At 43.9% G+C, this 23885-nt stretch carries 19 protein-coding genes; all 19 read right to left on the bottom strand.

Annotated features, from left to right (window positions below; all coding sequences use genetic code 11):
- Positions 1 to 3 precede the first annotated feature (3 nt).
- Positions 4 to 879 (bottom strand): sugar ABC transporter permease, encoded by an 876-nt coding sequence (locus NST58_RS26795; protein ID WP_081382489.1) that lies wholly within the window; start codon positions 877 to 879, stop codon positions 4 to 6.
- A 4-nt stretch (positions 880 to 883) separates the two neighbouring features.
- Positions 884 to 3256, bottom strand: coding sequence for a DUF5696 domain-containing protein (locus tag NST58_RS26800; protein WP_339244737.1), 2373 nt, complete (start codon positions 3254 to 3256; stop codon positions 884 to 886).
- A gap of 18 nt (positions 3257 to 3274) precedes the next feature.
- Positions 3275 to 3889 carry a YIP1 family protein gene (locus NST58_RS26805; RefSeq protein ID WP_076303280.1) on the bottom strand — a complete coding sequence of 205 codons (615 nt, stop codon included), beginning with the start codon at positions 3887 to 3889 and terminating at the stop codon, positions 3275 to 3277.
- Complete coding sequence (locus NST58_RS26810; protein ID WP_339244739.1) at positions 3886 to 5379, bottom strand: hypothetical protein; 1494 nt, start codon at positions 5377 to 5379, stop codon at positions 3886 to 3888. Before NST58_RS26810 ends, NST58_RS26805 begins: the two co-directional genes overlap by 4 nt.
- Positions 5380 to 5387: 8 nt before the next feature.
- Positions 5388 to 6248: a carbohydrate ABC transporter permease gene (locus NST58_RS26815; RefSeq protein WP_036679629.1), complete on the bottom strand. Its 861-nt coding sequence runs from the start codon at positions 6246 to 6248 to the stop codon at positions 5388 to 5390.
- 1 nt (position 6249) lies between these two features.
- Positions 6250 to 7215 (bottom strand): sugar ABC transporter permease, encoded by a 966-nt coding sequence (locus NST58_RS26820; RefSeq protein ID WP_076129175.1) that lies wholly within the window; start codon positions 7213 to 7215, stop codon positions 6250 to 6252.
- On the bottom strand, positions 7212 to 10142 hold the full coding sequence (locus NST58_RS26825; RefSeq protein WP_339244741.1) for an extracellular solute-binding protein: 2931 nt from the start codon (positions 10140 to 10142) through the stop codon (positions 7212 to 7214). Before NST58_RS26825 ends, NST58_RS26820 begins: the two co-directional genes overlap by 4 nt.
- 167 nt (positions 10143 to 10309) lie before the next feature.
- On the bottom strand, positions 10310 to 11746 hold the full coding sequence (locus NST58_RS26830) for an extracellular solute-binding protein (protein ID WP_339244745.1): 1437 nt from the start codon (positions 11744 to 11746) through the stop codon (positions 10310 to 10312).
- Between the two features lie 75 nt (positions 11747 to 11821).
- Positions 11822 to 14395, bottom strand: a complete 2574-nt coding sequence (locus tag NST58_RS26835; protein WP_339244748.1) for an alpha-L-arabinofuranosidase C-terminal domain-containing protein — start codon at positions 14393 to 14395, stop codon at positions 11822 to 11824.
- A 470-nt stretch (positions 14396 to 14865) separates the two neighbouring features.
- On the bottom strand, positions 14866 to 15618 hold the full coding sequence (locus NST58_RS26840; protein WP_076186390.1) for an ABC transporter permease: 753 nt from the start codon (positions 15616 to 15618) through the stop codon (positions 14866 to 14868).
- Complete coding sequence (locus tag NST58_RS26845) at positions 15612 to 16388, bottom strand: ABC transporter ATP-binding protein (RefSeq protein ID WP_076129171.1); 777 nt, start codon at positions 16386 to 16388, stop codon at positions 15612 to 15614. The genes NST58_RS26840 and NST58_RS26845 overlap by 7 nt, the downstream gene beginning before the upstream one ends.
- Positions 16369 to 17361: a MetQ/NlpA family ABC transporter substrate-binding protein gene (locus tag NST58_RS26850; RefSeq protein WP_139329957.1), complete on the bottom strand. Its 993-nt coding sequence runs from the start codon at positions 17359 to 17361 to the stop codon at positions 16369 to 16371. Before NST58_RS26850 ends, NST58_RS26845 begins: the two co-directional genes overlap by 20 nt.
- A gap of 236 nt (positions 17362 to 17597) precedes the next feature.
- A complete protein-coding gene (locus NST58_RS26855; RefSeq protein ID WP_339244754.1) occupies positions 17598 to 18071 on the bottom strand; it encodes a YhcH/YjgK/YiaL family protein in 474 nt (157 codons plus the stop codon).
- A 30-nt stretch (positions 18072 to 18101) separates the two neighbouring features.
- The gene (locus NST58_RS26860; protein WP_051491079.1) at positions 18102 to 18956 is read right to left on the bottom strand and encodes a MurR/RpiR family transcriptional regulator; all 855 of its coding nucleotides are present in this window, start codon (positions 18954 to 18956) and stop codon (positions 18102 to 18104) included.
- A gap of 23 nt (positions 18957 to 18979) precedes the next feature.
- Positions 18980 to 19858, bottom strand: a complete 879-nt coding sequence (locus NST58_RS26865; RefSeq protein WP_339244756.1) for an ROK family protein — start codon at positions 19856 to 19858, stop codon at positions 18980 to 18982.
- A 23-nt stretch (positions 19859 to 19881) separates the two neighbouring features.
- Positions 19882 to 20571: an N-acetylmannosamine-6-phosphate 2-epimerase gene (locus tag NST58_RS26870; protein WP_036679646.1), complete on the bottom strand. Its 690-nt coding sequence runs from the start codon at positions 20569 to 20571 to the stop codon at positions 19882 to 19884.
- Positions 20572 to 20594: 23 nt separating this feature from the next.
- Complete coding sequence (locus NST58_RS26875) at positions 20595 to 21437, bottom strand: carbohydrate ABC transporter permease (protein WP_081382492.1); 843 nt, start codon at positions 21435 to 21437, stop codon at positions 20595 to 20597.
- A 13-nt stretch (positions 21438 to 21450) separates the two neighbouring features.
- Positions 21451 to 22326 carry a sugar ABC transporter permease gene (locus NST58_RS26880; RefSeq protein WP_076129168.1) on the bottom strand — a complete coding sequence of 292 codons (876 nt, stop codon included), beginning with the start codon at positions 22324 to 22326 and terminating at the stop codon, positions 21451 to 21453.
- Between the two features lie 84 nt (positions 22327 to 22410).
- Positions 22411 to 23817, bottom strand: coding sequence for an extracellular solute-binding protein (locus tag NST58_RS26885; RefSeq protein WP_339244760.1), 1407 nt, complete (start codon positions 23815 to 23817; stop codon positions 22411 to 22413).
- Positions 23818 to 23885: the final 68 nt, after the last annotated feature.

Below are 23885 nucleotides of genomic sequence, written 5' to 3' on the forward strand. Positions count from 1 at the left end.
CTTCTACTTCCTCCCTTCGGTGGCACCGAGCGACTTGCTGAATAACAGGAAGACCAAACCCAGAACCAAGAAAATAAACACAAAATAAATCCAGCCCATCGCTGAGCCATATCCAAAATCATTATTCTTAAAGACGACATTCAAAATATGACTCATGATTTGATTATCTGCCTTCGTGAATGAGCTGACGATACTAAACAATGTGTTTACGAGCATCATCGGCATAATCATCGGAAAGGTGATTTTCCAAAAGCTCTCCCACGCGGTTGCTCCATCACATTTGGCCGCTTCATACAGTGAAACAGAAATCGTCTGTAACCCCGCTAGAAAAATCAGAATTTGCACGCCAGAATCCCACATCACCAGCGTTAAAGATTCTGCATATTTCAGCAATGACTTCAAAATGTCGCCGGGGATAAAGTTATGGAGCTTATCATATAAATCCTGATTATAAAAAATTGGTAAATTTGCGGCACCCTGATCCATCAATTTGCCCAGAATCGCCCCTGAAGCAATGATGACCGGCAAAAAGAATACGCCACGGAAAAAGGTTTTTCCTACGAGTCCGCGATTTAGCAGAATCGCACAAAAGAGCGAAAAGATAAGAATTAACGGAACCTGAGTCACCGTCGACACCATCGTCGATTTGAGCAGAGGCAAGAAATTAACATCTGTAGTAAAAGCGGCGCGATAATGCTCCATCCCAACAAAAGTGGCCAGTAAGCCGCCTTTGCTCACTTGGAGATCCTGAAAGGAATAATACAAGGAACGGCCCAGCGGAACAGCCATAAACACCAGAAATCCGACCAGCCACAGGCCGATGAAGGAATATCCTTCAACGAAATAACGCGCTCGCATCGATAGCTTTGATTTTTTCACTTCATCATCCTCCTGTTACCGCATAGCTGAATGCCTCGACGGTCTGACCAGACACGTCAACGGACTGCTCATTATAGTTGACTATAATGCTCACACCGTTTGCATAAGTCGTCCGAAAGACTTTACTTTGCAGCTGCTCATGATTCGTCATTTGCTGGTTGCTAATGCTGTCATAGACCACTTTCAATGCGAGATAATTCTGCACAGAAGGTACCAGCCAGTTCTCAAGACTAGAGCTGAACAGCCGGTCTGCCATGGTTCTCTGAAGATCGCTAGTCGGAGCATAAGTTAATTCATAACTTGGAAGGGCTCCATATTCCAGCGCCCGTAAGGTTTGGTTACGGGAATCATCGTACAGATTAACCGGGCTTGCTGTATAAGGCACTAAGCCGTGTAACACTAGTTGATAAAAAGGAATCGCCCGATCTGTATAGACAAATTGACTGGAGTCGAGCGGAACTTGATCAATCCGGTTCACATGTCCTAATGTATAGGCAAAACCATAATCTACTGCCGTGTTAAGCTCACCCTTACGGAAGTTATCCAATGCATTAACATAAGTATCTTCTGTAAGCTGGCGGTCCGTATTGGATTTATTATCCTCATCGGAGTATAGCAAGCTTCCAAAGTGTTCAAACTGTACACCCTTCACACCCAGATCCTGAAACTTGCTTAACTCAGCATTACTGCGTTTTGCGATAACACTAGGTTTCATTAAATAGAAATAATCATCCGTATTCCACCGGGTAGAGAGATAGTAGACGTACTGCTTCAAGACTTCACGATTAATACCGCGGACAGCATCTCTGCTTGCCTTCACGCCGTTGCTATCTTGGTAAGGTTTCACGTAGTTAGCTTTCAAATAAAGATTTACGCCCTTACCTGCGGCATATTCCTGAAGCTCTTTAAGTCCCTTTTTGCCTCCCAGCTTCTTCTCAACAGGGAATTGTTCTGGCTGGTTTCCGTATAAACCATTTTTGGACCATCCCTCGATCGTAATCTCTAGCTGAGTAACACCCTCTGCCTGATATTGATCAATCATGTTCTTGATTTGTTTAAACGTAGCTGCTTCTATAAAAGTTGAACCGATGACTTCATCACGTGAAATCCCGCCGAGCACTTGAAGATACAATGGCGTGTTCTCAAGAACTACTTCCTTGACCTTTTTCTCTTCCATTAAGTAATTACGGTATTCCTTCGCCATCCCAACGTAGTTGGCTTCCTCGCCTTGGAGCAGAACATAACGTACGCTACGATCGGTTTTGATCATCTCACCCTGATAATAAGGAATTTGGCCGGAATTGCCGACAAAAATAACATCATCCTTGCGCAGAGTGAATTCACTTGATGCTCTATAAAGCGAAATAGCGCGAATGCCTGATGGAACACCGTTGATTTTAGCATCGGTATCTCCCTTAGTGACAATTGCTAAATATCCGGTGTCTCCCTGATAGATCCCAAACACTGGCAAGGCGATAGCTTTTTTAAGAGGTGCCGCCTTTTGCCAAGAGTTATCCGTAATTTCATGATTTTGTTTCACGAAGGTTTCGTCCCCGCCGTAAATGTATTCAGAATAACCTTTCAAATAAGCGGGATGATCTTTCCGAAACTCCAGCAATGCCCCTGAACCATCTGGAAGCATCATTGCCCCCTCTGCATCTTCTCTAGCCGCATGAAAAAATGGCAGCACCTCCAGACTCGTGAATTTCGCATTCCCCTCTTCCTTCAAATACTCCTGTGGAATGGAAGCCTCAAATCCATTAGCAGTCAGTCTGTACTCCAGAGCAAAAGAAAGCTTCAGGCTAATAAAAGCAAACTCCGCGCGGACGACATCTTGCTCAATCGTTACGGTAACCGTGGAGTCTTCATCTTTAAGTGGGTAGACCTGTGTAATGTCAGCCCCCTGTGTGTATCTGGCATAAATTGGCGCGGTCGTATATTTCTTAATATTTGGCATGGCTGTTCGCTCCAGCTGTGGAGATCCAAGCCACTCCTTGTTTGTGATTTTGTCTGTGATGCGAAGATTTCCCGATTTCTCATCTACATATAAAATATAGCGTTCGTTCTCCAATGCTTTTGTTCCAGGCGTGACCGGCTGTAGCTCAACCTTCTGTACAGGTGCTGCTACAGCGGCTGGAGCCTGCTCTTCTACGGGAGCCGTGGTCTCCTTTTCTTGCACAGAAGTGGCCTGCCCTTCAGCTGGTTCAGTCACCACCGATGTTTGCTCTTGCCCAACCTCTTTGCTTTCTTCAGCCTGAACAGACTGCGCAGCGGTGGACGGATCGGCGGAACTGTGTAGGGGTTGAACATTTATCACTGCGAACAGCATCATCACAACAATACAGAGAATGCCCCGCACTTTAACTTTTTTTCTCATCGTGTTACCTTTCCCTCCTTACGCGCGCAATCTCAACTCTTTGAGCAGATCGACAATAAATGAAACAAATTGATTGGAAATACCAAACAGCAAAATGCCTACAAACCAGATAATGGCGATCCCTATTACACTGATTATGGTGATAAAAATAACCTTTCGAATCTCAAAATCATGCAGGATCTTCACCTTCATTAAAATCAACCAAGCCACCCAAAGAATCACAAACTTGTGCAGCAGATTGAAGGTTGAAGCCTCATCCAGCGAAAGGATCAACGTTAGCAGTGTGACTGGGATGATAAAGAGCATGTATGGAACAAGCGCAAAGGCACTGCCCACAAAAATCTCTTTAAATTTCCCCTCACCATCCATAATCGTACTGACACCCCAGTTCGAGATACACCAGGTCAACCAAGGAACGATAAGCCAAATAAACTCATGAAACATAGAGATTTCATGCGGCTCTCTAGTTTGAAAAGCATACCCTGTAATCAGAATCGAGATCATTCGTGCCACAAAGGTCAGTAGAACGATGGCAATCCCCTGTATCCAGCGGATACGCTGCTTACCCTGAATATCGTTATAGAACTGATAAGGATGAACTACAACCTGATGAATCATTCGCAAAGTGTTCATCCAATCTCCCCCTTTGCCGGGTCCAATACTGCCTTGTTTCCTCTATACAGCCAGGCATGGAATCTCCGGTATAATCTCGGCGCACTCCAGAACAGTACTAAGAACAGTCCAATTCCGCCCGCGAAGAAATAAGTAAAGTGCTCCCGGATATACAATTTACGATATTCGCGGAAAGCGGATGAATAGTCAGCTTTGGAATTTGAAAGCTTGAAATAGCTCATAGATTCCTTATATTGCTCTGCTTTATAAAGCGCTTTGCCGATAGCCTGATAAGCCATATCATAATTGGCGTTTAATCGCAGCACCTCTTGCCATAAGGATTGCGCTTCGTCATAGCTGCCATCTACATATAGCAAAGATGCCTGATGAACCAAATCCGCAAACGGCGTGGTCCGGAAGCGATCGATTCTGCCCCGTCCTTTATCCACTACATAGATGAGACCATCAGCGGTTTGATCTACGGCGGAAGGAGTCACGAAGAGTCCATTCTGATCCCCGATCCCGCCGAAGCTGAATAACAAATTCCCCAGCTTGTCATATTGAAAGACTTTACTGGACTGCAAATCCAGCGCGGTTATAAACCCGTTCTTATCAATACTGATTCCCATAAAGGAAGCCATACTGAATGGACCCTCGGAGTAATAATCGCCGTACCAGCGTTTACCAATGTTCAGCGTATCTACGCCTACCGGAGATAACCGTTTGATCTGGTTATACTCTTCGCCCAGGGTTGTGCTGTAGATAAATCCTTCTTCATCCAGATCCACGTTGGAGAACTCAGAAGGTTTAACCGTCGCCAGCTGGTTCTGCTGCTCTTTGGTGGCCACCAGCTTAATTAAGAGTCGTGTCCAGGAGAAGCCTACATGGTTCGCTCCATAGAACCCCTTGAACTTACCGCCCGAGTCAATTTGCAGCAACCCCTGCGTGTTACCATCGCTCACCACATACATATAATCACGCTTATCTACAACTAATTTAGAAGGAGAATAAGAGAAATTAGCACCCAGTAATGGGCTATCCGGTTTTAGAAACTCTTTTACGAACTTGCCATTTTTATCAAAAATAGCAATACGCGCGTTTTTTGTATCTGCTACATATACCGTTCCATCCTCTTTCACGAATACACCCTTCGGCTCCTGCAGCTTGCCGCTGCCTTCCGTATCGCCGATCAGATTTAGCAGACGACCGTCCTTATCCATATGAACAATACGGCTATTGCCCGTGTCTACTACGTAGAGTGAATCGTCATCACTAATAAAGAGAGATTCCGGATTTTTGAAGGACCCCGTATCTGTTCCTGTTGGATCGATAGAAGAATCGTAGAGATAACCATTAATCGAGCGGACCTCATTGCCGGACTGATTCCACGTATACCCCTCATACGGGGCTTCGCCAGCTAGTGCCTGCCCTGGAAGCAGCAGCACTGGCAGTGTCAGCGTCACCAGTAGCCCTGTTAGCAGCATTTTTTTCATATTGCGTCCTATCATCATTACTCCCCCTATTCCTTCAGCCCCGAATGGGCCATTGTCTGAAGCACCATCCGCTGCGTTAATATAAAGACAAGAATAGTCGGGAGAATCATCAAGAAGCTTGCTGCTGCCAAAGTACCTACCCTAGCAACGACTCCGGCTCCACCACTGATGGTTTGGATGGCAAGCGGCAATGTCTTCATTTCCTGAACAGTCGTATAGACCATTGAAGGATACGGATCATTCCAAGCAGAAATAAAGCTAAATAAAGCAAAAGTCGAAATCGCCGGCTTAAGCATTGGCATCACAACCACCCAGAATACCTTCCATTCTGAAGCCCCGTCTATGCGGGCCGCCTCTAATAAAGCATCTGGAAGCTGCCGCAGGAACTGGGTCATAAGAAACATTCCCATCGGTGCAGCCAGATAAGGTAAGATCATTGCAAAATACGAATTCATTAATCCGCTGCGGCTAATCAGCAGATATTGCGGAATTTGCAATACTAAAGGTGAGAACATCAGCGCCGCCACAATCATACTAAAGATAGCGCTTTTAAATGGCATATTGTGCTTGGCAAGCGGATAAGCCGCCATTGCTGAAATTAAGACACCCCCGACCACAATCCCCGATGTAACGACCACGCTATTGAAAATAAACCGTGAGAACGGCACCGCCGAAGTTCCGGTAATTAACAGCAAATCACGAAAGTTCACCAACGTCGGATTCACTACGAAAAACCGCGGTGGGAACAGGAATAGTTCGCTTGTTGGTTTTAAAGCAGTCACTGCCATATAGACAAGTGGCAGCAGCATAATTAGGCCAAACACCGTTAAGAACAGATATAAAAAGATGCCGCCATAGTCAATACGCCGTAAATTTATTTTGTGCATCCTAATCCCTCCCCAGCACTTTGAAGATGAGACGGTTGAGCCCAAGCATCAAAGCGAACAGTAATACAGCAATCGCTGACGCATATCCCATCTCAAAGCGGATAAATGCGTAGTCGAACAGATGCGCCATAATCGTATGGCCTGCATAAAGGGGACTCGGAAATCCAACAAGCCGCATACTGACGTCAAAAACGGTAAGCGAACCGACCACCTGCATCACCGCACCGAATAATAGCTGCGGTTTGACGCATGGAATCGTAATGTACCAAAGCTCCTGCCAGCGGTACTTGACCCCATCAATTGAGCCAGCTTCATATAAATCTGTCGGTACATTTTGAAGTCCGGCCAGAAAAGCAAGGAAACCTACCCCCATACTCATCCATAAGGAAACTATGATGATCACCGGTACGATCGAATCTACATTTTGTAGAAATAAATAAGGTTCATTGATAATCCCCAGCTGAATGAGCCAGTGATTGAGCAACCCCTTGCGGTCGCCGGCGAACAAATACAACCAAACCACGGACATTGCTACTGCACTTGTAATCGATGGCACATAGTAGCATAGGGTATAGAAAAAGCGGAACTTCTGCGGAATCTGGCTAATCAGCCAGGCCAGCAAGAAGGCCATAATATAACCTATCGGACCTGTAATAATGGCAAATTTCAGCGTAATCCCAACAGCTTTAAGAAAGATATCATCGTCTACAAACAACAGCTTATAGTTAGAGAAGCCAATGAATCTCGGTGTCTCAATAATGTTGTAATAGCTGAAGCTTAGAACGACGGACATGATAATAGGAACAATAGTAAAAACGGTGAACAGAATCAGGAAAGGGGCCAAGAAATAATAGGAAACTTTATTTTTCTTGATATCCAACCAAAGCTGAGCCCATTTCCCGGGAGTTTTCGTCGGCTGCATCTGTACGGCTTCGTTCTGTGCCGGTGTGATTATTTCACTACTCATTTCTGACCTCCTTCCTCTTTAGCGCTTGAAGTCTGGGAAGTTTCAATTCCGAACTCTTCGCGTTTCTTACTAAGCTCTTTATTGATTTCACGCACACCTTGCTCCATCGCCTCCCGCGGGAATTTACCGTTGAGCACAATTTCATTCCAGATGTTGGCGATATGCCGGGTCGTGTAATATCCTCCAAGCACCACTTCGCGCTCTTTAAACCACTCCCACTGTTCCATAATGGCGTCGATATCATCTTGCTGCCACGGCAGACGTTTGAGCGCTTCAACATTGGCTGTATTCCAACGAGCTTCAACACCCAGCAAAGACTCAAGCTCTGAGCCGAAGTTCTCCTGTGCATCCGCACTGGTCCACCATTTCAGGAACTCCCAAGACTCTTCTTTCATATCCGTATCCTTAAAAATAATTCCTGTCTGTGCAAGCCCGCCTGTAGAACGGTTAATCTGTCCATCGGCTTGTTCAATACCCGGCATTGGTTTCATGCCCCACCAGCCTGTCAACTCAGGTGCGGCAGTAGATAACAGAATGTATGTGGAATAATCAGCAACGCCGATTGGCATCTCTCCAGAACGGAAACGGTTATAGAAATCCGCTTGTTTCTGCAGCTTGTAGTTCGTAAAGAGTCCCGTCCACATTTTCATAGCTGTCAGTGCTTCTGGTGAATCCAGATCAGACAACATCCCATTATTCTTATAGAAATCTCCACCATACTGGAATAAGAACGGCGCAAACTCATTAATGGCTAGACTCGGATTGTTCGGGGCATGTGGATAATAGAAGTCCATCCCGTTTTGTTGCAGCACAGGAATCAGTTCCATAACCTCTTGCCACGTATTCGGAATATCCTTCTCGCTAATGCCCAGCTGTGCCATAATATCTTTCCGGTAAAAGAGCATCGTGAAGTTCTGATTCTCCGGCAATGCGAAGTCTCCGTTATCATACTTATAAGGAATCAGTGCGCCCGCTCTGAAACGTTCAGCAACCTCTTGATAATCCGAGAATTCATTCAGATTCACGAGTGAATTCCGCACCGCGAAGTCAATCGGCACTTCACCCTCAACCCCCAGTGCCACATCGGGAGCAAGTCCGGCAGTATTGGCTAATAACAGAATCTGCTTCTGATCCGCTGCAAGCGTAGGAATAATATTGACGTTCACCTTGATGCCCGTGTTTGGTGTAAAGTCCTCATCCACCATTTGCTTAATGATCTCCGCCCAATCACGTCCACGAGAGATCCAGACATCCAGCACCTTTTCATTTTTGTACGTATTTCCTATGCCGCTGTAATCCTTTGTAAAAGAACTAAAGAAGTCATACGTCATCGTCCCTACACGGGTATACCAAGGAGCCGCGTCTTTAGGCCATGGCTGATCTTCCGACTTCACTTCAATATAGTCCATTACAATACTCTGCTTCATTAATCCGTTGACCCATAAGCCAAGCGATGACTGCAGATCCGTAAATTGCTGAAGACGACCTGGAATACTTGAGGTATCCTTCGCCATTTCCAGGAACCGATCACGTGCTTCATAAAGCGTACTCAGCTCAGAGCTTCCATCAGCAACGCCAAAAGCATACATATCCTGCACGGCATCATCCAACGTCCGCGCCATCAAATGTAAACGTGGCACAAGATTAGGAATGTTCTGCTCCAGCTGCCAATCCCCGTTTGGATCAGGGTTCGTTCCCGTTACCTGCGTGATTTCACGTCCCAAAAGAGACATTTTATGTGTAGTGTTCAGCACAGCTTCAATCATTCCGCCTACACCCGATACTTGAACTTCCATCCGCAACGTATGCTTGCCTTGTTCGAGATAAAAGAAGTATTCTCCGTCCTCATTTCCCAGCTTGTTTACTTGCCATTCCGCTTTGTAAGGGAATTTCAAGGCATTCAGCTCTTGGAACGGTACCTCGCCATCAATCATAATCCGGCGTTCCACCGGTATCCCGTTTAGGAACCACTGGCCGTAACGAATTGCGATATTGTAGAGCCCTGACTCAGGAATCTCGAAATCCCATTCCGCCCATTGTCCACCCGTACGCCACCCGACACCCCCAAAACTATTAAGCACAATAGCATCTTTGTTAAAAGGTTCGGTGAGTGGCTCCCGGTCCTCGATCCGCTTCAGCGTTGGATCTGAACGAAGGGAGGATTCTTCTGCCTGAATTTTGATCACTTGATTCTGAACAGGCTTGTAACCCTTATTCTCATACTCCTGCTTCACTTCCGCATAAGTCGGGAGCGGTTCTGGAGAAAATATTCTCAGTTCACTAAGTGCGGCCGGCTCCCGGATGGCTTCCAGCTTCACCGTATGCTCCCCTTTGGTCAGATAAAAGCGAAAGGGATCCGCAGTTCTGGCCTCGGCATCTCGAAACTCCCGATATTGCCAGCCTGTTACCTCTTCCCGCTTGGGATTAAATTCATTCCCTTGATTGTCCAGCCATGGCTCTGCACTTTCCTTCCACATCCGCTGGAATTCCATTTTTTTTACTTGAGAGAATAAATACTCCCCATCAATCTTTACGCTTCGAATGATCGAGGATCGTTTACCAGGAAGGGCATAATACTCCATCCCCATCTGATACAACCCATCTGCCGGAACCGTAAATGTATATTCCACCCAGCTATCCTCTGCTTTAAGCGCTAGTACCTTGCCGGGTTTTCCACCAAGATCCGTCATTACCTCTGTACCTTCAGCACTAATGGCCGTATAATCCGCCGAAGGAATAGCAAGCGTAAAATCCGATGAGTCCTTTGCTCCATCCTGCTGTTTTTCCTCGTAATAGCTTAAGTAAGAGGCTTCGAGTTTTGAATTCACACTATCGCTTTCTAAAATAGAGCTTTCATCAACATCCGCATAAACGGGGACGCCCTCCATCGCTGAATTATCAAACCCTCGTGATTGATTCCACCACATTAGGGAGACTCCTAAAAGTACCAGTAACAACAAACTAATCTTATATTTTCGCAGTATGCGTAACACGCATCGGTCTCCTCCCATCTTTACGGGCCTCTCGGACTTAAGTGAATACAAGCAGGGCAGCTCTGGCAATTGCAGGCTGCCCCTCCTGTTATTAGATTTCCTTACGGCTGCATTCCCATTGCCTTTTTAAAGGCAGCAATTTCTTTGGAAGCTTGCTTCAAGACATCATCACCAATTTTTTGAATAGCCGTCTTGGAATCTGTGTTCTTAGCCAGTGCATCACCGATCGCCGCTATAAAGATTTCCCAGCCCTTGTTATCTACTGGTGTAAGGTGTTTGACTGGAATATCGTTGCTTAATTGCTCATATAGTTTAAATTCCTCTTGCCCACCCAGATATTCATTTTTAGTGTTTGCGTACCAATCAAGACTGGAAATATCCTTGTAACCCGGCTGAATGGAATGTTTTGTCCAAATTTTCCAAGCATTTTCACTTCTCATGCTCCACTGAATGTAAGCCCATGCCGCTTCTTTATTTTTGCTTTGCGAAGGAATAACAAAGCTTGAGCCGCCCATTCCCACGTTAATTCCTATTGGCAAACGGGTTACCTTCCATTTTCCGGCAAGCTCAGGGAATGTTTCCTGAAGTCCGCGCGCTCCAAATGAACCCGATACGACACCAACTAAATCACCTTTCAGAACTAGCTGTTTACCTTCGTCTGAGCCATAACCGATATGAGGTGCCCAGCCCAGCTGTTGTCCACGTTTTGTAATATCAAGAACTTTCACCATTTTGTCCGTATTACGTGTCCAGTTCATATCCTTATCAAAGTAGCCGACTTCATCTCCTGCCCATACGATCGGGCCATCGCTCCACTCCATGAAATATTTACCGTTAGCTTTCAAAATTTGAGCCAGGTTCAAGAGATTCTCTTCATCTTGCATGTATTCACCAAGCTCAGCAGGATCACTTGGCAATCCAAGCTCTTCAAAAATGTCTGCACGGTAGTAATAAACCCCCGGTGTCATATCCCAAGGCATACCAAGCAGCTGTGAGCTGTCCGGTGTCATCCAACGTTCCCAGTTATATGGAGCAACCAGATCTTTATATTTTCCAGCGTTATAAGGCTCTTCCAAAAGATTCTCCAGCACATTGCCCGCCATATAACGGTTCAACTGGTACATTTCTACTTCAGCTACATCCGGCGCTCCACTACCTGCGGCGATTGTCGTTTGCAGCTTGTCATGCAGGTCGCCAAAGGGCATAACTACCGTCTTCAGCTTGATTCCAGGATATTCAGCCATAAATGCAGCGCCGACTTCCTCGAACACTTTTTCATTAAAGGCCCAAACGGTAACCTCACCTTGAATATCTTTGCTTGGCAGGTCGTTGGCAGGATCTACTGCTTCCGTGCCCTCAGTAGCTGTTGCATTGGTTGGTTCACTAGCATTATTAGTTTTTTCAGTGTTCGTTTTACCGTTGTTAGCTGCATTTTTATTCGTCGTTGAGCTTCCAGCGCTGCTACAGGCTGACAGAATAAGCACAAAAACCATTAACATACATACGACTAAACTGCTCGTTTTTCTTTTCGAACTCATAACCTAACCTCCCTCTTAAATTGAACAAATAAATGCTTGTTTATAGTGAAGGAGTGAACCTCCCTCCGTGACCGGCTATTTCCCCCCTTCCTTTAGTCTTAACACGGTCACGGAATATTTCGGGAATTCAAACTCCAGACTACCTTTGTCTACACTTACCTTTTGAGTTACAGGTGCCACCTTGTCAGGTTCAGCGAAGCTATTCTCAGCATTTAAATCGTCCGACTGAAGTACGGTAGCTGTTCCTTCCAGGCTTGATGTGGCAAGTCCGGTAAAAGAAACATCCGTGCGCTGAGCAGTGTCACCCGCATTAACGACTTTAACGATCAGCTCACCTGTGGCAAGATCACGGCTCGCAGTTTGGAACAGCGGCCCTGCTGGACTTTCATCGTTCACCTCTTGTATAAGCTCGTCGTCGAGATAGAGCCGGATATTAGCACCTGATAATTCAATGCGGATATCGTACAATTTCCCAGTCTCAATCCTTACAGGAACCGTTCTTCCGATGACTGCTCTTGTTCCACCTACTGATTTTTCAATCGCGCTCTGCGTATTTCCCCAGCCGCCAAGATTCCACCAATAGAAGTTGCCTTCATCTTTAGAGCCGAACATAATGAGCATACCTTCTGCTCCGCCAGTCTTTTTCGCCTTAAGAGAAAGTGTATAATCACTCCAGGAAGCCTCACCGGCAACTGCGCGAATATCAATATCATTAGAAGTCTGCTTAAAAGTACCCTTGGATTGTTCCCAGTCCCCATTGTTTAGAGTCCAGGCTCCGGAATCCTTCTTGAAATGATCTTCAAAAAGAACGTCATCACCTTTGGCTACTCGTACATCGCTGTACTCTACCTGGGTGGCCCAAGTCCCCAAACCAATTCCACCTTGAATGGATTGCTTACCGGAGGTTTCTTCTTGACCTAGAGCCACAAGTGAGGTTGGAAGAACTACATCCCCCTTATTGCTTCCGAACATCTGCTGCACATGATAAGAAGGTGTTCCGTAGCTAGTCGATGAATCAAACACAATAGCGTCCGGGTTCCAAGTACGATCCTTCGTATTCACAAACAACGGGGCATAAGAGGACATTTTTACGATATCAGAATTCCGTTCCATGCCCATCATAAAAGCGGCCTCGCCGATTGCAGCGTTCAGATTGCCTTCTCCGGCACCCTTGGTTACCGCATACTCACCAACATAAATCTCAGGACCACTCCGGTCATAAGTATCGTATCTGTTCGAGTTGCTGAGGAACCATTCAGAGGTTTCATAGTAATGCTCATCAACCATCTCGATAGGCTCACCTTCAACTGCTGCATTGGCAATGAGATGAATCTCTGGATACTTCTCTTTAATTGCTTTATAAAACAAGCCATAACGCTTAATATATTCACTCATCTGAAAATTGTTTTCGTTACCAATCTCTACATATTTCATATTAAAAGGCTCCGGATGACCATTGGCGGCTCTTTGTGCCCCCCATTTGCTAGTAACCGGTCCGTTGGCATATTCAATGGCGTCCAGCGCATCTTGTATCCATGGATGAATTTCACTGACTGGAACGGTATTCTGCTTGGCTATAGGATCTCCGTTATGTGAAATCCCGATATAAGCTACATATAATGGTTCCGCTTTCAGATCTTCGGCCCATTGCAGATATTCGTGAAAGCCCAGCCCATCTGAGGAGCGGTAATCCCAATATCCCTTATGACCGGGACGCGTTTCAATCGGACCAATGGTGTTCTTCCATTGATAAGCATCAGTTGGCGTTTTCCCTTCCACGAAACATCCCCCCGGAAAACGAACGAATGCGGGTTTCATCGCAGCTACCTTTTCAGCCAAATCGATGCGAAGCCCATTCTCCCTGTTGTTCCAAGTCTCAGGAAACAAAGACACCATATCGAGATAAACAGTCCCTACATTGGCAGCAGAGATTACAATTCGTGCGTTTGCTACAGTACCTGTAGAAGTCAGTGTGTATGTATATGGATGCCATCCTTCTTTTAACTTATCAACGGTCTGTTCTGCATATAGCTCATTGCCATCTGGGCTCTCTAACGTTATACGCAGTGGCATATTGTCCCCTGGCTCTGGCCGCGCATAGAAAGACAACTTGTAACTGGCCTCCTTCGTCAAAGCAATCCCCCAGTAACCATTATTCACAGCAGATACCGAACCACCCTCGGCAGCTGATGATACTGTTAAAGCCATTGCCTGGGTCTGAGCATCGTTCAAAAGCTTAGTGCTGGTCAGAGCAAGCTTCCCTTTACTCCCTCCTTTTTCATCCATCCACCAATTGAACAGTGTGACCGAACTATCCTCAAAGGAACGATTGGAAATCAGCTCTGCATATAGCCCTCCATCTCCCGCATGATTAATCTCTTCGAAAAAGGCTCCGTACAACATCGGGCTGATCTTAGCTCCCGGATTCCCCGTATCCACAGTCAACGTATATGCGGTTCCACTACTTGTGTTAGCTGCTGTCGCCGTTGGAAGAGTTTCCTTTCCCGCTTCACCCGTTGCTTCTTTGGCAGACTCCTGAGACAGTGTTGCTGGGTTTTCGCCCTTAGAAGCCCAATAATACGTCAGCCCGCCAATCGCAATCACGAAAATCAGTACCGTAAGCCATAGCTTCCGTCCATATTTATTCAAAGATAATTACCCCCAACCTTTTATTAGCGTTTTCATTTTTATGAAGTGAACAGATCCTTCCATTCGTAATAACTTAAAATCATTTCACAAAACCTAAATGAATCCGTTTCCATTGATAAAATACCATACTAAAATCTGGTTGTAAATAAATTAAACTAAACCTTTTTATACTTTTATGAATATAATTTCCAATAGATTTGCAAGAAATCAAGAGATTTATTAGTTTTTTTAAAACAAATTCCCTCTTTTCATCTCACCATCTTTATATTTTTCTAAAATAAACGGGGGTTTACAGCCCTAAGTAAGTTTAATTTTCATTTTTTCCTTCATTTATTTTACTGTTTTATTTTTCCATTCAAATAATAATGAAACTAAAATTAATTGTGTTGCCCCCAAAAAATCATATAAAAAAAGCTCCCCCTTGCCCAAACTCAGGCAAAGGAAAGCTATCGTTTAATTTCCAACTAAATTTAGTTCCGCCACTTCATAAACTTGTAATCAAGAAAATCAACAAGCAAGAAGAGAATAAAACCGACCAAGCTGAACAACATAATTCCCGCATACATCTCCGGATAATCTAATCTTAACCACGCATCCATGATGAAAAAGCCCATACCGTGCTCTGTTCCATAGATCTCCGTAAAAAACAGTACAGATATCGCCGTTCCAAGCGAAATACGAATCGTACTCAGAATTACTGACAATGCCCCCGGCAGTGTCACATGCCAGAACTTCTTCACAGCGCTGGCACCTATACTAGTTAAGACATCATAGGTATTGTCCGGAATAGCCTTAACCCCATCCCTTACCGAAATGATGATCTGAAACAATAGAATCAGCATGATCATTAGGATTTTGGACGTCTCCCCAAGCCCGAAGAACAGCATCACTACTGGAAGCAGGGCAATTTTGGGAACAGGATAGGTCAAGTAAACCACAGGGTCCAGCAGTTTGTTCCAGGTCAACGAACGTCCCATTAGAAGACCTACAAGCAGTCCAATAATTAACGCCAGTACCACACCTGCAAAAATTCTGAACAAGCTATACCCTACATTTATAGCAATATCCTGCGCTCCTAACTGAAACATCGCCTTATATACAGCAAAGGGACTTGGCAAAATCGAATGGTTCATAAGTAAAAATGCGATATACCAGACTACATTCATACAGACAAATACAAATAGCAGCCTTACTAGATGATGAAGTCGACGTTTGTTTACCATATCTCCTGCATTACCTTTCTAATCCGCTTAGTCTGCTCAAAGAAATCCACACTGTCCCGCTTATCCTCATGCTTCATATGAAACACCAAATGATTATCAATAATTTCAGGTGTAGTTTCTTTGTTGGACGGCATGACGATAATCTTTTGCCCCAGCAGAATCGCTTCTTCCACATCATGAGTGACAAATAATGTAGTCGTCGGGTTAGCCATCCAGTTCTCTAAAAAGAGGACCTGCAGCGTTTCCCTTGTTATCGCATCGAGTGCAGAGAATGGCTCGTCCAGCAACAGAATAGTAGGCAAAATGGCAAAAGCTCTGGCAATCGCTACTCTTTGCTGCTGGCCTCCACTGAGGGATAAGGGATAACGTTCTGCTAAATCAGAGATCCCCATCGACGAAAGCCACTGCTTAATCTGCGTCTCCCGTTCTTGCTTGGATGAACTTGCCGTATGCGTAATCTTCATCGCTATCTGAATATTATCATGTACAGTCTTCCAAGGAAGAAGCCCGTAGTTCTGCGGCACCAGCCCGATTAACGTTTCTTTCTCATGTACAGATTTCTCATTAAAAAGAATTTGTCCCTGATAGCTAGGCAGCAAGCCCGCAATCGCCCGTAATAAGGTTGATTTTCCGCTGCCAGAGGGTCCGATAATGGTGTAGATCCCATGTTCCGGCAAAGATAAATCCACCTGACCTAAGGCTAATTGTCCGCTCTTATATTCTACTTTCAGATCCTTTATGGCGAGTCCTTTATTTCTTGAATTGGACATCAGAAATCACATCTTCAGCCGAGATATTTTTGCTAAGCAAACCTTTTTCCCGTGCCCAAGCAAATGCAGCCTCTACTTCCTTCACATCCACTTGATAAGCTGGTACATAATCCGGTACCTTGATCTCATCTTTTAATGTTTCTGGATATCCTACTTCTTTGATTACAAGATCGATATATTCAGATTGTTCATGGGATTTCATATAAGCTACTGCTTCATCATAAGCAGCATACATACTGCGGATAGCTTCTGCTTTGGCATCAATTGCAGTTTGCGGGAAAGCTAATACGAACGGATTTACTCCCGCAGTTAGCGTTGAGCTCAGTACACGCAGGCCTGAGGTTTTGCCCATCGTTACAAAAGGTTCTGGCAAAATTGCCGCATCCGCCTTATTATTCTTAAGCAATTCTAAACGGGTCGGAATCTGTGGAACCTCTGTCACTGTAATATCAGCTTCGGTCAGACCTGCTTGTTTCAGCATCATGGCCACTGTATATTGTGTGGAGGTATTTTTGGACAAAATCACGGTTTTCCCCTTCAAACCCTTCACATCCTGGATCGATTCATTTCCAGTCAGCAAATCAAATTCCCCAAAAGTTGTACTGGTGATCTTCACATCCAGTCCAGCCTCATTGTAAATGGAGATCGCAACCAGGTCAGCACTTAGACCATCCAGCTTGCCTGCTTGAAAAGCTACATCCCGATCTTTGGCGCTTTTAAACGTCTGGATGTCCAGATCCACACCGTGGTTTTTATCGAAACCTTGTTCATGTGCGATGATAAAAGGAATAGCATCAATCGAGGGTAATAAACCGAGCGACAATGAGGTAACTTCTTTTGCAGCCTCTGGAGCAGCTCCCTCTGACGATTCTGTATTTGTATTATTTTTCGAACCACAACCCACTGCAAGTGCAGCGATGACAACAACCATCATAGATAACAACAACATTCTCTTTAGACCTTTATTCTTCATTTAACTCTCCTGCCTCCATTATTCTTTCTATAGTGTAATTCTCTGTAATATTCTTTGCTCACTCATAAATGTGCATGCAAAAAAATCCTTAAGCTCTACAAAAAAAGCTTTAGGCATGTTAAGTTTACCACCAATCTTTATATTTTGTATATTTATAAATTTAGATATAAGTAAATAGAAGCGACGCAAAAAAAGCTGACAGCGGAATGGTTCCGCTACCAGCCTCAATCTCTATATTATGGAGTTAGTAGATTTGTGTGGATTTTAATGACAGCTTTTTTAATCTGCTGCCCCGGTTGACCCATGCCCGGTCTGTGAACATCATGAGGGAAAAAGACCGCGAACATTCCAGGCTTCAAAGATAACAATATTTCATCTGCTGATGGGGGATAAAGCGCATATTCTCCTTCGGCATCGTAAGGCTTAATGGGCTCGATCCCTTCTTGCAGGGGTGCCCAGCCAATCGTTTCTTCACCTTCTATCAGATAATGCACATCAATATAAGTCTCATGCTTCTCTGCGACTTGTTCCTCCAGCGATTTTGCCTCCAGAGCCATAATCGAAGCATACATTTCGTTCCCACGGATTTCGATTCGCCCAAGATCAGGATCATGTTGTAAGATTACTTTCAATTCCTCAACAGCCTCAACAATGACAGGATTCTCATACTTGATATGCTCTTCCCAAGATGACAAAGAACCTAAGATCATAACTTCCCATTCCCCTCACATCTTAATGTGCTAAACCAGTTTCTCACTGACTGCTGAAGCTGTAGTTTCTTTATTGATTATGGATTGCTCACTAGTCTTCTTGAAATATTCTACATATAAAATATCAAGCAGATAGAGCTGCGATATCTTTGCAGATAATGAACCCCCTTGCAGCGGTCCTTCATTAGCACCACATAGCAGGGTCAGATCGGAGTACGAGGTTAACGGTGACTTTTCAAACCTGGTAATGGATATTACTTTGGCTCCTCGTTCCTTTGCTTTTCTCGCAACCTCAATGCTATCCTTGGTCGAGCCGGAATAAGAAATCACAACAGCGACATCCCGGTTAGACATCAACGCTGCCGACATCATCTGCAGATGTGAATCCATTAAACATTCCGTTTTGTTCGTAATACGCATAAATTTAATCTTGGCTTCCATAGCTGTGACTAGAGAAGAGCCCACACCGAAAAACAATACACGTTCTGCATTAATCAAATACTCAATGGCCTCACTGATCTTCTGTATATCAATTAAATTATAGGTCTCGTTGAGTGCACTTACATTTGTGGTCAGCACTTTAGAAGCAACAGCTTCAATCGTATCATCCATCAGAATTTGATCGGTAAGCTGCGGGATCTCATTCTCCACAGTGATGCTATGTGCCAATGCGATCTTGAACTCTTGATACCCTTTATAACTTAAAGATTTGCAAAATCGAAATATACTTGATTCCCCAACATCACATGCATCTGCAAGATCAGTAATCGACATGTAGACTACACTTCTCGTATTCTCCAGTACGTAGTCCGCTACCTTCTTCTCCGTATTCGTCAAATTATTGTATTTAGAATGAATTGAAGAAAAAATACTGATTGTCCGCAAAAAAGCCCCTCCTTTTCAATAAATTAATGTACGAATAAGGAGGAAGCTCCCAGCAGACCTGCCTTATTCCCTAATGAGGCTTTAACAATTCTCACTCCCGCAAAGCTTTCCATAATCAAAGACTTCGTGCGTTCTTCTACCCTTCGAACCAAATCTTCTTGTTCCATTACGCCGCCACCAATAATAATGGCGGATGGATTGAAGATATGTGTGATAGAAGCTAAACCAACAGCCACTTCAGTAATCCATAGATCTAAAATACGTTCAAGCTGCTCATTTCCGCTCTGTATTTTATCAAATAAAGCTTTTCCGTCCATGCATTCGGGATCTGCCAGCTGAGCCATCTTCACTAAAGCTGTAGTTGAAGCGTATTTCTCATAATACGGCAGTCCTTCTACTCCGGATGTGGCCGACAATGGGTGAGTAAAGATATGGCCAAATTCAGCCGCTACCCCATTAGCCCCTTTATAGATTTGGCGATTAATGACGATCGCACCGCCAATGCCTGTGCCAAAGGTTAGACATAAGAAATTGTTAAAGCTCTGAGCAGCTCCATAATAAGCTTCGCCTAATGCTGCTGAATTCACATCGTTCTCTACCATAACAGGTTTATGAAAATGATGGGTGACAATATCCTTAATTTTCATTCCAGTATATCTAGGTATATTTTCGTTAGCATAGACAATAAATCCTTCTTCTGCATTAACTTGGCCCGCGGTGCTTATGGCAATGGCATCAAAATGATCGTATTCTGCAATCTTTTCCAGCATTCTCGAGATTACATGGGGTCCCCCCAAGTAGCTTTCTGTTGCATACTCCTTGAAGTCATGTACATTCCCCTGTTTATCGCATATACACATCTTGGTATTGGTACCGCCAATATCTACGGCTACAATTCTCATTCCCATCTACCCTCTCTGGCGTTCTACTGAATAGCGTTCACAAACCGTTTCGTAATCTCCATCGGTCTCGTGATCGCAGAGCCAACCACTGCTGAATACACACCTAAATCAAACATGGTCTTTAATTCTTCAGGAGTGGAAACCCCACCTTCAGCTATAACGGGAACAGAGAAGTTGTTGACGATTTGTTGAACCAATTCAAAATCTGGCAAGTTGCGGCCTTTAGTAGCCTCGGTATAACCGCTCAAGGTAGTTCCTATCAGATCAAATCCCAGCTCAACAGCCTTCGCAGCTTCCGCAAATGTAGAACAATCCGCCATAAACAGTTGATCTTTATAGGTCTCTTTTAAAAGTGGAAAAAGTTCAGAAATAGTAGATCCGTCCGGGCGAATACGGTCTGTAGCATCCATAGCAATGATATCTACCCCTTCGCGGTACAGCTCATCGACTTCCTTTTGAGTGGGTGTAATAAAGACTTCAGAGCCTTCATACACCTTTTTGATTATCCCAATGATCGGCAGATTCACTTGCTTTTTGATTTCTTGAATATCCGCTACGCTGTTTGCCCGAATTCCAGAAGCCCCGCCTAAGTAAGCAGCATAAGCCATTCTCCCCATAATAAACGGGCTATGCAGCGGTTCTTCTGGTAAGGCTTGACTGGAGACGACTAGTTTATGTTTTATTTTTTTAAGTACATTATTTTCAGTATTCATCAGTAACCACTCCACATTTTTATTTATTCTTTAACTGCTCCTGCCGTAATCCCATTGGTGAAGAACCGTTGGAATAACATGAACACTAGCAACATCGGAATTGCAGCGATGGTAGCTCCGGCCATTTTATAAGCGAAATTAGGATTCAAATCCTGCATTAAGGTCGCAGTACCAACCATTAATGTTTTCATTTTGTTCTCTTGGCCTATAACCAGCTGCCACAAGTAATCATTCCAGACTTGCACGAAATTCAGAATAAATAAGGCTCCAATACCAGGTTTGACAATAGGCAACATGATGCGCGTGAAGATTCTCCATTCATTTGCACCATCTATTCTCCCGGCTTCTCTTAAGGCATTAGGGGTTAAATCGAAGAATCCCTTTAATAGGAACACTCCAAATGCACCCGCCACGTTCGGCCAAATCATACCGTTATAACTATTTACCATTCCAAATTGTTGGGTGATCCGGAATAAGGGCACAATCATAATTTCTTTAGGAATCATCAAGCTTGATATAAAGATAATGAAGATTATATTTTTACCTTTAAAATTAATCTTTGAGAACGCATAGGCGGCCATAGAGCCTACAACAATAACCAAAATAGTAGAAATACCAGATACATAAATACTATTAAACGTCCATCTTAAAGCCGGCTGGTTCTGAAATACATCCACATAGTTGGAGAATGTAATCGATTTGGGCCACCAGTCTGGAGGCATCTTCACAACATCCGAGCTGTTTTTAAGTGAACTTGTGAATAACCAATATAGTGGAAAAAGATTAAGGAGTGCGAAGAGGATAATGATCACATTCGATATCACATCAAACTTCTCTCTCTTTTTCTTATTTTTAATCTTCGACATGTTGTATTCCCCCTCACTTCACCTTAATCATGCTTCGTAGCTGTGGCACAGACAATATCAATGTAATCACGAACATGATAACCCCTACCGCAGAAGCTACACCGAGTTGGTTATATTTAAAGGCATTATTATAAAGGTAGTACATCAGCGTTACGGAGGAATTATTCGGTCCGCCACCGGTCAATAACTGAATAACTACAAAGATTTTTAATACGGCAATAATATTGATAATCGTAATATAAGTTGTTGTAGGTCCTACCGAAGGAATCAGGATCTTTGTAATCACTTGCCATCTGCTAGCACCATCGATTTCTGCTGCTTCAAAAAGCTCTTTCGAGACACCAATCATCGCAGCTATATACAGAATAATTGCCTGGCCCACGTTAGTTGCGAAGGTTACAAATATCACGACTGGCAGAACCGTCTTTGGATTTCCCAGCAGATTAATCGTCCCTAGTCCCATGTCTTTATATAGATAAGAGATAAGTCCGTTAGCCGGATTCAGCAAAAAGCTCCAGACCATACTCATAACCACCATGGACACCATTACCGGGATATAATAACTTCCTCTAATAAAGGAAACGTACTTAGCATTCTTATCAAATACCGCAGAGGCTACGAACAATGCAAACCCCACTGTAAGTAGAACGATAAATATTACGAACACAACGGTGTTGATGGTAGCCTTAAAAAATACCGGATCATTAAACAATGTAGTGTAATTGGCAAAACCCACAAACTTCTCGCTGTCATAATTAATCTGGTATAGACTCAGCCGCATCCCTTCTAAGATCGGATAGACAAGAAAGGCTAAGAATACTATCATCTGAGGTAAAATAAACAGATAACCTGTAATATTCTCTTTTAGGTAATTACTACGTAGTTTCATATCGTTTACCTTTCTAATTAACAGCCCCAGAGTCTCTTCAGACCCTAAAGGCTGTCAATCGTGTATTGTTTATCTGGTCTTAGATTATTGGAAAATTACAGAGCCAGCTTTATTGGTCTCAATCACCTTGTTGCCACTTGCCTGATAATCTTGCACAAACTGTTCCGGTGTCTTAGCTCCCATGTAAAGTGCTTGTAGCTCTGGATATAAAACCTCTCTTAATTGGCTGTATCCTGGAACGTTGCCTGTGAAGTTGAACAAATATTTAGAGTTGGCATCGTAAGCTGCAAACAGTGGATTTTCTGCTTTAAGTGCTTCGGCTACAGAACTTCTTACAGGAATACCATTCTTAGAGGATTTAACTAACTTAGGATCGCTTGAGAAGAACTTCACGAAATCCTTAGCTACTTCAGTCTTCTTAGCATCTTTGGACTTGAATACACTAGCGCCTACTACATAAGTAAAGGATAGAGGATCTCCGCTTTCCGACGGAATATTAGCAAGTCTCATATCGAATTTCGCTGCCGTACCGTCCGCCATATTTGCTTTCGTACCATTAAACAGAATCGGGTTAGTGAAACTGATTGCTAATTGCTGATTTTGGAACATAGCATTGGCATCATTAGAAGAAACAGATTCTGCGCCTGGATTTGTATATCCGCCGTCGTATAGGTTTTTCAGCCAAGTTGCAGCTTTAACTCCGTTCTCATCGTTCAGGACAATGTTGCCTTGATCATCAAAGAACTTATTGCCGAACATTCTCATATAGGCAAGGTTCCATGTATCGCCCTGATTATTTACAGCGAATAATGCCATTGGATATGCATTGGAATACTTATCCTTCGGCAGATTGTTTTTGAGACCCTCAAGAATTTGTTGATATTCATCCAAGTTCCAAGTTTTGATTTCGGATTCTTCACCCACAAACTTTTCCAAGCCTGCTGCTTTAAACATGTCCGCGTTGTAAACCAAGGTGCCTGGGTTGTGCTGGAATGGATAGAAATAAATATCTTCTCCGAACGTTACAGCGTCCCAGTAGTTTTGAGCAATATCGCTTTTCGCGTCTTCATCAATGATGTCGGTCAAAGGAACCAATGCTCCCCGGTGAACGTAATCGCCCATCGGGAATACACTCTCAAAGAACACATCTGGAGGTGTTCCTCCGCTTAAGTTAACGTTAAGCAATTGATCGCGCTGATCTCCAGCAATGACCTCTATTTGAATATCTGCATCGTATTTATCATATTGTGCTTTGAATTTCTCAGCGGCGTGCTTTAGGAAGCTATCATAGTCCGCGCCTGCCTCCGTGGCATCCACAACACCCTTCCACTGTGGAGTCAGCCATACTCTGATCGCCACTTTTTCCTTCCCAGATGCAGAAGAATTATCGGATGTATTAGAACTCGCAGCATTGTTACCTGAGCAACCTGAAATTAAAGAAATAATCACCATTAGCGCAACCATTGTCGAGAGTAAACGTTTTTTCTTCATTTATAAACCTCCCTAAAAGTTTTGTGAGCATTACCTTCTCTGAATCGCTACGTACAAAACTCGCATCG

The organism is Paenibacillus sp. FSL R10-2796 (assembly GCF_037965315.1).
Classification (GTDB): domain Bacteria; phylum Bacillota; class Bacilli; order Paenibacillales; family Paenibacillaceae; genus Paenibacillus_AQ; species Paenibacillus_AQ odorifer.

Bases quoted from the DNA above. Each gene is read 5' to 3' on its own strand.
- NST58_RS26800 (WP_339244737.1), bottom strand. From the start codon at position 3,256: ATGAGAAAAAAAGTTAAAGTGCGGGGCATTCTCTGTATTGTTGTGATG.
- NST58_RS26805 (WP_076303280.1), bottom strand. From the start codon at position 3,889: ATGAACACTTTGCGAATGATTCATCAGGTTGTAGTTCATCCTTATCAG.
- NST58_RS26810 (WP_339244739.1), bottom strand. From the start codon at position 5,379: ATGATGATAGGACGCAATATGAAAAAAATGCTGCTAACAGGGCTACTG.
- NST58_RS26815 (WP_036679629.1), bottom strand. From the start codon at position 6,248: ATGCACAAAATAAATTTACGGCGTATTGACTATGGCGGCATCTTTTTA.
- NST58_RS26820 (WP_076129175.1), bottom strand. From the start codon at position 7,215: ATGAGTAGTGAAATAATCACACCGGCACAGAACGAAGCCGTACAGATG.
- NST58_RS26825 (WP_339244741.1), bottom strand. From the start codon at position 10,142: ATGTGGTGGAATCAATCACGAGGGTTTGATAATTCAGCGATGGAGGGC.
- NST58_RS26830 (WP_339244745.1), bottom strand. From the start codon at position 11,746: ATGAGTTCGAAAAGAAAAACGAGCAGTTTAGTCGTATGTATGTTAATG.
- NST58_RS26840 (WP_076186390.1), bottom strand. From the start codon at position 15,618: ATGGTAAACAAACGTCGACTTCATCATCTAGTAAGGCTGCTATTTGTA.
- NST58_RS26845 (WP_076129171.1), bottom strand. From the start codon at position 16,388: ATGTCCAATTCAAGAAATAAAGGACTCGCCATAAAGGATCTGAAAGTA.
- NST58_RS26850 (WP_139329957.1), bottom strand. From the start codon at position 17,361: ATGAAGAATAAAGGTCTAAAGAGAATGTTGTTGTTATCTATGATGGTT.
- NST58_RS26855 (WP_339244754.1), bottom strand. From the start codon at position 18,071: ATGATCTTAGGTTCTTTGTCATCTTGGGAAGAGCATATCAAGTATGAG.
- NST58_RS26865 (WP_339244756.1), bottom strand. From the start codon at position 19,858: ATGAGAATTGTAGCCGTAGATATTGGCGGTACCAATACCAAGATGTGT.
- NST58_RS26870 (WP_036679646.1), bottom strand. From the start codon at position 20,571: ATGAATACTGAAAATAATGTACTTAAAAAAATAAAACATAAACTAGTC.
- NST58_RS26875 (WP_081382492.1), bottom strand. From the start codon at position 21,437: ATGTCGAAGATTAAAAATAAGAAAAAGAGAGAGAAGTTTGATGTGATA.
- NST58_RS26880 (WP_076129168.1), bottom strand. From the start codon at position 22,326: ATGAAACTACGTAGTAATTACCTAAAAGAGAATATTACAGGTTATCTG.
- NST58_RS26885 (WP_339244760.1), bottom strand. From the start codon at position 23,817: ATGAAGAAAAAACGTTTACTCTCGACAATGGTTGCGCTAATGGTGATT.